General features: G+C 47.3%; 8 protein-coding genes, 1 pseudogene and 1 other annotated feature. Of the genes and pseudogenes, 1 reads left to right on the top strand and 8 read right to left on the bottom strand.

Translation table 11 applies throughout. From position 1 onward, the window contains the following. A pseudogene (locus H5073_RS12560) lies at window positions 1-210 on the top strand (transposase); the annotation flags it as partial. Window positions 211-515: 305 nt separating this feature from the next. Here H5073_RS12560 and H5073_RS12555 read toward each other — a convergent pair. The 8 genes from H5073_RS12555 to H5073_RS12520 form a co-directional block, all read right to left on the bottom strand. Beyond that, window positions 516-722: a hypothetical protein gene (locus H5073_RS12555; protein WP_182679912.1), complete on the bottom strand. Its 207-nt coding sequence runs from the start codon at window positions 720-722 to the stop codon at window positions 516-518. Between the two features lie 189 nt (window positions 723-911). Then, window positions 912-1,757 (bottom strand): DUF2971 domain-containing protein, encoded by an 846-nt coding sequence (locus H5073_RS18510; RefSeq protein ID WP_182679907.1) that lies wholly within the window; start codon window positions 1,755-1,757, stop codon window positions 912-914. Window positions 1,758-2,580: 823 nt separating this feature from the next. Beyond that, entirely contained in the window at window positions 2,581-3,390 is an 810-nt protein-coding gene (gene trpA / locus H5073_RS12545) for a tryptophan synthase subunit alpha (RefSeq protein WP_182679911.1), read from the bottom strand. Between the two features lie 52 nt (window positions 3,391-3,442). Then, window positions 3,443-4,648 (bottom strand): tryptophan synthase subunit beta, encoded by a 1,206-nt coding sequence (trpB, locus tag H5073_RS12540; protein ID WP_182679906.1) that lies wholly within the window; start codon window positions 4,646-4,648, stop codon window positions 3,443-3,445. 92 nt (window positions 4,649-4,740) lie between these two features. After that, complete coding sequence (trpCF, locus tag H5073_RS12535; RefSeq protein ID WP_182679910.1) at window positions 4,741-6,231, bottom strand: bifunctional indole-3-glycerol-phosphate synthase TrpC/phosphoribosylanthranilate isomerase TrpF; 1,491 nt, start codon at window positions 6,229-6,231, stop codon at window positions 4,741-4,743. A 2-nt stretch (window positions 6,232-6,233) separates the two neighbouring features. Next, a complete protein-coding gene (gene trpD / locus H5073_RS12530; protein ID WP_182679905.1) occupies window positions 6,234-7,286 on the bottom strand; it encodes an anthranilate phosphoribosyltransferase in 1,053 nt (350 codons plus the stop codon). Further along, entirely contained in the window at window positions 7,286-7,939 is a 654-nt protein-coding gene (locus H5073_RS12525) for an aminodeoxychorismate/anthranilate synthase component II (RefSeq protein ID WP_182679904.1), read from the bottom strand. Before H5073_RS12525 ends, trpD begins: the two co-directional genes overlap by 1 nt. Beyond that, complete coding sequence (locus H5073_RS12520) at window positions 7,936-9,561, bottom strand: anthranilate synthase component 1 (protein ID WP_182679909.1); 1,626 nt, start codon at window positions 9,559-9,561, stop codon at window positions 7,936-7,938. The genes H5073_RS12525 and H5073_RS12520 overlap by 4 nt, the downstream gene beginning before the upstream one ends. A gap of 79 nt (window positions 9,562-9,640) precedes the next feature. Continuing rightward, window positions 9,641-9,744: a sequence feature (Trp leader region), on the bottom strand. Between the last annotated feature and the right edge of the window lie 167 nt (window positions 9,745-9,911).

Here is a 9,911-nt window from a genome sequence, read left to right as displayed (position 1 = left end):
GACAAGCGCGGTTCAATCAGTGCTAACAGCGCTAAGTTACTCACGCGATTGAACATTCCACAGGATAACTGGCTCAAACTCACCACTGAATTTGGCAAGCTATTTCATGGTCCTGTGGGCACACTTCAAGAACTTACTCGCTATTGTGAGCATCTAGAAAAACGCCGACGACACTTCGCCAGTTGCTGCCAGCACTTAAAAGTTGGCTAATCTAAAATCCCTTGTAATAACAATGTTTCTAAATCAGCTTAACTCTTTAATGAGTTGGGCTATTGTGGCTGAAAATCACTGTTTATCCTGACTTAAACCCCGAAATCTGCCTATTTAGCCAACCAGCTTCCATAAACGCCAGCGATATTGGCTTTCTAGCAACAAACCTTCACAATCTCGCTTGAGCACATGTCGAAAATGCATTATGTTACTGTTTTATAATGGCTGGCCTGAATTTTTGTTTCTGAATTTTTGTTCTTATAATGGCTGGCCTGAATTTTTTGTGAGCACATGTCGAAAATGCATTATGTTATTGTTTTATAATGGCTGGCCTGAATTTTTTTCTTGCGGTTAGGTTGCTCATCATGAGCCAAGTGCTGCTCGAGTTCGGCTTGAAGGGCCGCTTCGGTAAGTTGTTTAATCAAGGGGCCAAGAATACTGTCTTTGCCTGTGAGGTTTTTACCCGCTTGAAGATCTTTAAGGGCTTGTTCAAAGTTAAAAGGTTGAGTCATGTCATGTGCCATTCCTGTTTTTGTACAGTTTACTGAAATGACACAGAATTATGAACACTACCAGAGTAAATGAACCGCCCTCGGCAACATGCTCCTGCGTTGCTCTACCTCCTGAATCCATTCAGTCGTGTGCGGAGCCGCATGCAGGGTGGTGTGGGGGCTGGAGGTTAGACACCTCCGGCTACCCGATTATAAATCATTGAACTCAAGACTATAATGCTTCTCTGATATTTTTGTCTTGCTCAGTTTTACATGAGATAACTCATGTGTCTGACTAATAATTAACTTCATTTCTTGCTCAAGTTGACTTGAAGCATTTACACCTAAAATGATCTCTTGAATAATTGATTTTGGGAACTTAAACAAATGTACATTTAGAGGTTCACTATCAATTATATAATCTGAATCATTTAACACGCCACAAAACCGCCACTCTTTTTCGTAAGCCCATATATCAGATTTAAGAAGCAACAAATCAACACCAGACATATTACTCATTGTTTTATTTGGGCGTTCATCTAAATATACAACTTCTCTGAGATGATAAAACTCGTCATTTTCACTTCTCCTTTGATTAAAAAATTCATGAGAAGCATCAAATTTAATACAAAAACCTTTATGTGAATCTGCATAATGAGACCACATAAGTAAATTATCTTTTTCTTCAGTTAAACAAAGCACACCAATTAGCTCATTTGATTTCTCATTATAGATATTTGAAACCTGTTTAGCAGTATTTGCCAAATGAGCATCCAATTTACCCTTATTATCATTCAATAGCTGACGAATAGTTGCTTCAAGATCTTGCTTTGATATTTTCTCCGCTAGTTCGAGCGGAATTTTTGATAGTTCTTCTTCGATCTTTTCATGAATTGTTTTCTCAAAAATATCTTTGAACTCTTCTTGAGTAGCAACTGTAGAAATAACAGGTTTAAATTCAAAAGGATCATTGAAATCTAGCGGTTGTGTTAAACGAATACACCCATTTTTAATAACATCAGTTCTTGCAGGTTCAAAATACTTAAAAAGATACACCTGACTCTCCATGATTTATAGCGCCAAGCTAATAGGCAAAAAATTGTTGGCTAAAATAAGCGACGCAGGAGCAAAAGCCAACTGTTTTTTGTCCTGTGGAGCGCCTTGAGTACGCCCAGCATGAGCATGAGCATGAGCATGAACTAATGAGGTGAAAGTCCTCTGTAGGAAGATCACCGTTTAAATAACATGCTGTTATTAAACGTTAACTACTAGCGAATGGCAAGGGCTTATCATTGATGATTGGTCTGAAGGAAGCCGCTAGCCTTTTTACTAATTAAGAATGCGAGCTGATGAACAAGAACATTGAAATTTATGATGACACCCATTATTAAATTTTTTTGAAATTTATGATGACACCCATTATTAAATTTTTAATATTATTCTTTAAGTCAACAAGTTACACAAATGCTGAAAAGGTGAGCCATGAGTGTTTGCGAGACGACCGTCCATCCCATGGACGGGATGTTCGAGCCCTCAGGGATGGCTCTTGATCTCACAAGAAGTCGGCGTGTCGTAGAGACTCTTTATGTAAGACATGGGCCATGGCAAGCCAGTATGCAGAATTTTCAATGCCTGACTTTGTGAATCCACATGGATGACTCTGGTTTTAATAGCGTGTCGACGAGACTCCTTGTGTAAGAATTGGGCCATGGCAAGCCTTTAACGCTGAATTTGAATTGACGCTCCCTAGTTTCATACAGCAAAACAAAGCAAAACAAAGCAAAACAAAGCCCCGAGTGATGATTCACTCGGGGCTTTACTTTATTTATATAAGCTATGTGCCAATCAAGCTTGTATTGTGCTGTCGATATTGAGTAGCTTACTTATAAGTTGCGGCTTTCATGGCTTTGATGAAGTCGCCTAAGGTAGTTAGTAGCTTGGCTTCATCATCCTTATGGGCCTGGATAATTTTAACCACGGCGGAGCCTGAGATAGCACCTGCGGCGCCGGCTTTGATGGCGGCGGCGACTTGGGCCGGTTCGGCGATACCAAACCCAAGCAGGGGCGGGGGGGCGTTAAATTCGCTCAGCTTAGCCAAGATGGCTTCTATGGGCTCGCCCGCTTTTGATTCTGTGCCTGTGACGCCCGCGCGGGACAGTAGATAGGTGTAGCCTTCGCCTTTACTGCTGACAGCTTTCAAGGTGTCGTCATCGGCGTTTGGCGGGGCGATAAAAATCGGGGCTATGCCATGCTTTTTGGCAGACTCAATAAAGGGCGCGGCCTCTTCCACGGGCACATCGGCGATTAGCACTGAATCGACTCCGGCTTGGCTTGCCTTGGCGTAGAAATTATCTATGCCGTTACCAAACACAAGATTGGCGTATAAGAGTAAACCTATGGGTAAATCTGGGTGGGCGGCGCGGGTTTGGCGGATAAGCTCAAAGCAATCCTTGGTCTTCATGCCAGCCTCTAACGCCCTTAAGTTAGCGCCTTGAATAACTGGGCCATCAGCTAATGGATCTGAGAAGGGAAAGCCCAGCTCTAGGGCATCGGCGCCACTTTCAATCAAGGTGTTAATGATTTTTTGTGACAATTCAAAGCTTGGGTCACCCAAGGTCACAAACGGCACTAGCGCGCCTTGATTTTTGGCATTAAGGGCTGCAAAAGCTTGCTGATATCTGCTGCTCATTTTGTGAGTCACTGCGTTAGTCAGTCCGTTATTTATAGTGTTATTTGTTGTGTTAGTCATTGCCGCTCTCCTGGGCTTTGGCCGCCAAAATGTCAGACACAGTGAAGATGTCCTTGTCGCCGCGCCCCGATAAATTAACCACTAGAATGGTTTCCTTGATGGCAGTTTTGGCAAGTTTGACCGCATAGGCTAAGGCGTGGGCTGACTCCAACGCTGGGATGATGCCTTCGCTTCGAGCAAGCTGCTGGAACATGGCTAAGGCTTGATCGTCTGTGGCTGACTCATAACGGGCGCGGCCGATGGCGTTAAGGTGCGCATGTTGTGGCCCAACTGATGGGAAATCAAGACCTGCTGAGACTGAGTATGACTCTTCAATCTGGCCGTCACTGTCTTGCATTAAAGGGGCTTTCATGCCGAAGAATATCCCGGTTTTACCGTGCTTTAATGGTGCGCCGTGCATTGGGGTGTCGATGCCTTTGCCTGCAGGCTCTACGCCGATAAGCTCAACATTTGGCTCGTCAATGAAATCGGCGAACATGCCGATGGCGTTTGAGCCGCCGCCTACGCAGGCAATCACCGCATCGGGTAAACGGCCTTCTTTTTCTAATATTTGCTGCTTGGTTTCTTCACCTATGATGCGCTGAAATTCCCGCACGATTGTTGGGAAAGGGTGCGGGCCTGCGGCTGTGCCTAATAAATAATGGGCCTTATCATAACTTGCTGACCAGTCGCGCATGGCCTCATTACAGGCATCTTTTAAGGTGGCAGAGCCTGAGGTCACAGGAATAACTTCTGCGCCCATTAAGCGCATGCGAAACACGTTGGGGGATTGACGCTCAACATCTTTTGCGCCCATGTACACTTTACATTTAAGCCCCAACAGCGCGCAGGCAAGGGCGGTGGCAACGCCGTGCTGTCCCGCGCCAGTTTCGGCAATAATCTCTTTCTTACCCATACGCTTAGCGAGCAATGCCTGACCTAACACTTGGTTAGTCTTATGGGCGCCGCCGTGGAGTAAGTCTTCACGCTTTAGGTAAATTTTCACTAGCGGATTAGGGCTTAAATTACGGGTTAAGGTCAGCGCAGTGGGGCGACCTGCGTAGTTTTTCAGTAGATCGGTAAATTCTGCCTGAAAGGCTGGGTCTTGCTGGGCATCAACAAAGGCAGATTCTAGCTGCTTAAGGGCGGGCACCAGAATTTGCGGTACGTACATGCCGCCATATTCACCGAAATAAGGGTCAAGCTTAAGCTCTGTCATGGGAGATCCTTAGTGCAAAAATGGTTATAGGTTTCATATTATTCATCATTAAATTAATTTGTTTCACAGTTCAATTAGTGCAATCAGCTCAATCAGTTTTGTCTTAGCGCAGCAAAGGCCTTAGCTATCTTGCTCGGGTCTTTAATGCCTGGGCTTAGCTCAAGCCCTGAGTTAAAATCTAAACCAGAAAACCCTTGCTGTTTGGCAAGGCTTGCGTTGTCTGCATTAAGTCCACCTGCCAGCATGGCGCGAGATTTTTCATCGCCAGTGAGCGGCAATTGCTGCCAATCAAAGGTTTGCCCCGTTCCTCCAAACTGAGCACCGCCAAACTGAGCACCGCCCATGTTAGTGGCAGGCGCTGTTTTACTGTCGAACAAATAACGGCTGGCGCCAGCTGGCCTTGGCCCTAGCTCGCCGCTTTGGCTGTCCACTGAGACGGCTTTCCAGATCTCGCATTCAATATTTTTGGCCTTTAATGCTTGGGCTAATTGAGTGAGATCTGAAGTGGTTTCGGCGCCATGCAATTGCAGGGCGAAAAGCTTAAGCTCCTTTGCTGCTTCGACCATTTCATCGACGTGGGCGTTAACAAACACCCCGACCATTTTCAGGCTGATGTTTTGCATTTTCATCTGCTTAAGTAATTCTTTGGCGCTGGCTAAATCAACATAGCGCTTTGAGCTTGGATGAAAAATTAACCCACCAAAAACGGCGCCACTTAAGGCGGCATTTTTTATATCTTCAATGCGAGTGAGGCCGCAGACTTTGTTATTGCCAAAAATAAGCTGACGGCAGGCCAAACCTACATCCTCTTGCGCCATTATTGAGCTGCCAACCAAGTAGCCATCCACCAAGGGATTTAAACGCTGCACTTGGTCGTGAGTATAAATGCCAGACTCGCTGATGACGACTCTGTCTGCGGGGACTTGGGGCGCAAGCAGCTCGGTGGTGGCCAAATCTGTGGATAAATCCCTCAGATTGCGATTGTTAATCCCGATAATTTGGGCATTAAGGTTAATGGCGCGGGTCATTTCCGCTTGATTACTCACCTCAGTTAAGGCATCGAGTTGATACTTTTGTGCCTCAATCGCCAGTATTTGGTATTGCTCATCATCGAGCACCGACAGCATTAATAGCACGGCATCTGCGCCTTGATGGGCGGCAAGTTTGATTTGGTAGGGGTCAACAAAAAAGTCTTTGCACAAAATCGGCTGAGTGACGCGCGCGCGCACCTTAGGGATGTAATCCATGTCTCCTTGGAAAAATTCCTCGTCGGTTAACACAGAAATCCCCGCCGCATACTTGCCATAAATATCGGCGATGGCTTCTACATCAAAGTCTGGGCGAATTAAGCCCTTTGATGGGCTGGCCTTTTTACATTCAAAAATATACTGGGCATTAGGCTGTTTTAGGGCGTCAAACAAACTTCTGTCAGACATTTTTGGCTGCAGGCTAGCTTCAGGGAAACGCTGCTTTAGGGCGGCTATGTGGGCGGCTTTAGTATCGACTATTCGAGTCAGCACGTTAGATTCTTTAGTATTTGAGTCAGTAATCAGAGTGGTTTTTTGTTCGGCATGAGTAGTCATCATTACCCCTCCGCTTCTTGGCTGGCTGCGGCAAGCTGGGTTAGTACATCAAACGCTTTGCCCGTTTCAAGTGTGGCTAAAGCAAGCTTAGTCCCCGCCTGCACTGAATCACTGACGCCGCTAATATACAGGGCGCAGCCCGCGTTTATCGCTACCGCATCACGCTGTGCGGCTTGGCCTTGACCTTGCAAAATCGCCTTGGTGATCTGTGCATTGTCACTGGGCTCGCCGCCTGTGAGTAAATTTAAGTCGGCGCGCTCGACCCCTAATTCTTCTGGGGTTAAATGATAGAAGCGAATATCGCCATAATTGAGCTCGGCAACTTGGGTATCACCGTGAAGCGCCACCTCATCTAGGCCGCTGCCATAAACCACCATGGCGCGCTTGACCCCAAGGGCGTTAAGCACATTAACGATAGGAGCAAGTAGCTTAGGCGAGTAGACCCCAAGTAGCATAAATTCAGGCTTTGCAGGGTTAATGAGTGGCCCTAGGATATTAAAAATCGTGCGGGTTTTAAGGGCTTGGCGCACAGGCACGGCGTGGCGCACGCCTTCGTGGTAATGGGGGGCGAACAAAAAGCTTAACCCCAAGGTATCTAAACAGGTGCTGGCGGCTTCTGGGCTCATGGTTAGGCCTATGCCGCAGTGGGCCAATAGATCCGACGAGCCAGATTTGCTCGACACCCCTCTATTGCCGTGTTTGGCCACTTTTGCCCCGGCAGCTGCGGCGACAAAGGCTGCGGTAGTTGAAATATTAATGGTGTTAAAGCCATCGCCACCTGTGCCGACAATATCCAGCACGCCTGTGCGAATTGAGGCTGCGCTTCTTGGAAAAGCCTTGGCGGCAGCGCGTAGGGCATCGGCGGCGCCAGTGATTTCTGCTGTGGTTTCGCCGCGCATTTTAAGGGCCACTAACATGCCAGCCATGGCGACAGGATCCATCTCCCCTGCCACTATGCTGGTAAATAAGGCTTCACTTTGGCTGCGGGTGAGGGCATGGCCTTGATAAAGCGTATCAAGTAAGTCCTGTGTGCTTAGGGTTATTTGATTTGGCATTATTGGCCTCCTTGAGACTTAGTGGCTGCGGGCTTAGCTTGGGTTAAATAGTCCAGAGTTTGGGTCAGCAATTGGCTGCCCAAGGTGGTGAGTATGGATTCTGGATGAAACTGAAACCCCACCGCTTTGTGTTCAGGGTGCAATATCGCCATGGGCATTTCATCGGTTGTGGCGATAACCGCTAAGCAATCGGGCACTTTGGTGGCCACTAGGCTGTGATAGCGCGCCACAGGCAGCGGGGTGGGCAAGTTAGCAAAGATACCTTGGCCGCTATGAAAGGTGGGGCTGGCTTTACCGTGCACCACAAAGGGGGCGCGCTCTACCTTGCCGCCATAATATTCCACCATGGCTTGGTGGCCCAAACAAATGCCTAACATGGGGACTTTTCCCGCAAGCAGGCCAATAAGCGTCATCATGCAGCCTGCATCCACAGGCGCGCCGGGGCCTGGCGATAACACTAAGGCGGCATTGCCAGCTTCATTTAACAATTTATCGGCGAGGTATTGGGGATTAACATCGTTGCGATATATCACCACCTCAAAACCTAGGCTTCTAAATTGGTCAACCAAGTTGTAAGTGAACGAATCAAAGTTATCCAAAAGATACAACTTGGTGGCTTGTTTTTGCGTTTGTGATTGCTGCTGGGTGCTCATAGTGCACCTCCCAATTTAATCGCCGAGATCACGGCTTGGGCTTTTTGACGGGTTTCATCGGCTTCGGCTTGAGGGTCAGAATCAAATACCACCCCTGCGCCTGCTTGAATGTGCGCCATGCCATTTTTTACAAAGGCTGAGCGAATAACGATACAGGTATCCATATCCCCTAGGGCATTTAAGTAACCCACTGCGCCGCCATAACTGCCGCGGCGGGCTTTTTCGGCCTCGCGCACCAATTGAGAGGCACGCACTTTTGGCGCGCCCACTAAGGTGCCCATGTTCATGCAGGCTTGATAGGCGTGCAGGGCATCAAGATCTGTCCTTAACTGCCCCGTGACTCGGCTCACTAAGTGCATTACGTGGGAATAACGGTCAACTTTAAGTAATTCAGGCACTTTTCGGCTGCCGCTTTGGCTGATGCGGGCGATGTCGTTGCGGGCTAAATCCACTAACATCAAATGCTCTGAGAGCTCTTTTTTATCGAGGCGCAGCTCAAGTTCGATGCGGCTATCTAAGTCAAAATCGATTTCGCCTTGGGCGTTTTTACCGCGCTTGCGGGTGCCTGCTATGGGGTAAACTTCCACTTGGTTGTTACTGGCCTGATATTTAAGGGCTGACTCGGGAGAGGCGCCAAATAAGGTGAAGTCTGGGCCTTTGAAATAAAACATATAGGGGCTAGGATTGGTGAGTCTTAATGCACGATACGCGCCCAGGGTATTGGGGCAAGGCAAGCTAAAACTTCTTGATGGCACCACTTGAAAAATATCGCCGGCCACTATGTGCTCTTTTAAATCCACCACAGTTTGTTTGAATTGTTCATCACTGATATTAACCCGCTCCTGTGCATCTAACGGCTTCAGTGCAGGAGTGGCTAGCGGCTGTTGACAGGCTTGGGTCAGCATAGCCGCGCGCTCAGTGAGTAGCTGCTTATAGCTGGGATCATTATTTGCATCACGACTAGCATCACCATCTGCTGCAACGGGGTTAGGATCAAAAAGATGAGTGATAAGCTCAGACTGCTCAGTTTGGTGATCCGCAAGGATTAAGGTTTCGGCGAGGTAAAAAAGGTAATCTGGGCAATCGTTACTGGCATTTGGCACTGGTGGCAGCGGCTCTACGGTATCGATAAGATCGTAAGCTAACACCCCGCCTAAAAATAAGTCTTCAAATGCGGGCGCCTTGTCGGTTTTGATGGCATTAACCAGTAAGCGCAGCCCATCCAGTGGTGAGGTGGCCTTAAGGCGTGCGTCTTCATCTTGCAGTTCAGTATTCTTAGTGAGCTGCACCACTAAGTGCTCTTCATCTTGTGTTGGCTTGGCATGGCTAAAAAATGCCGCAATGGGTGCAAGCAGGCTAGCACCATTGGGGGTCAGTGCGCTAAAGGTAATTTGATATGCATCGCAGCGGATCATCATGGCTGCGTGGGTCATGATGATGCTTTTAAGGTTTTGCTTACTGGTGACTTCGGCCGATTCGAGTAACAAGGTATGGGGCAAGTCTTGGGTGATGCTGTGATACAAACTTAAGGGGTCGGCATGGTAAGTCAGGCGCTGTTTTTGAGTGCTGACCTTGGCTATGCTAGCCGTCGATGCCCTCTGGATTGAAGTTGGTGCTGTCATCGTCTGTTGTTCCCCGTTATCTAGATTTATCATCGCTACTGCCATTATTTTGCCTATTGAGCCAGCCTTGGGACAGAAAACAAAAAAGCCCGCAAGGTGCGGGCTTTTTGGATAATTCTTGTGTCAATTAAGCACAACGCATCACACCGCCCGAGAAGTTGGGAAGTGCCACCACCAAGAAATGTTTAATAATGCGTGCGTCAGTGTCATTGAGCTATTGGTCTCTATAATTTTTACAAGGTGCTTAATCTGTTAACTTATTCTGTTAACCTATTTTGTTAACCTATTTTGTTAACTTAGTCTGTTAAATTAGTCTGCTAACCTAATCTACTAAAATTGCTTCGATTGCG

The organism is Shewanella sp. SR44-3 (genome assembly GCF_014163735.1).
In the GTDB taxonomy this organism is placed as follows: domain Bacteria; phylum Pseudomonadota; class Gammaproteobacteria; order Enterobacterales; family Shewanellaceae; genus Shewanella.
Note: the sequence above shows the minus strand (reverse complement) of the source record. Positions and strands in the feature narration are given on the sequence as shown.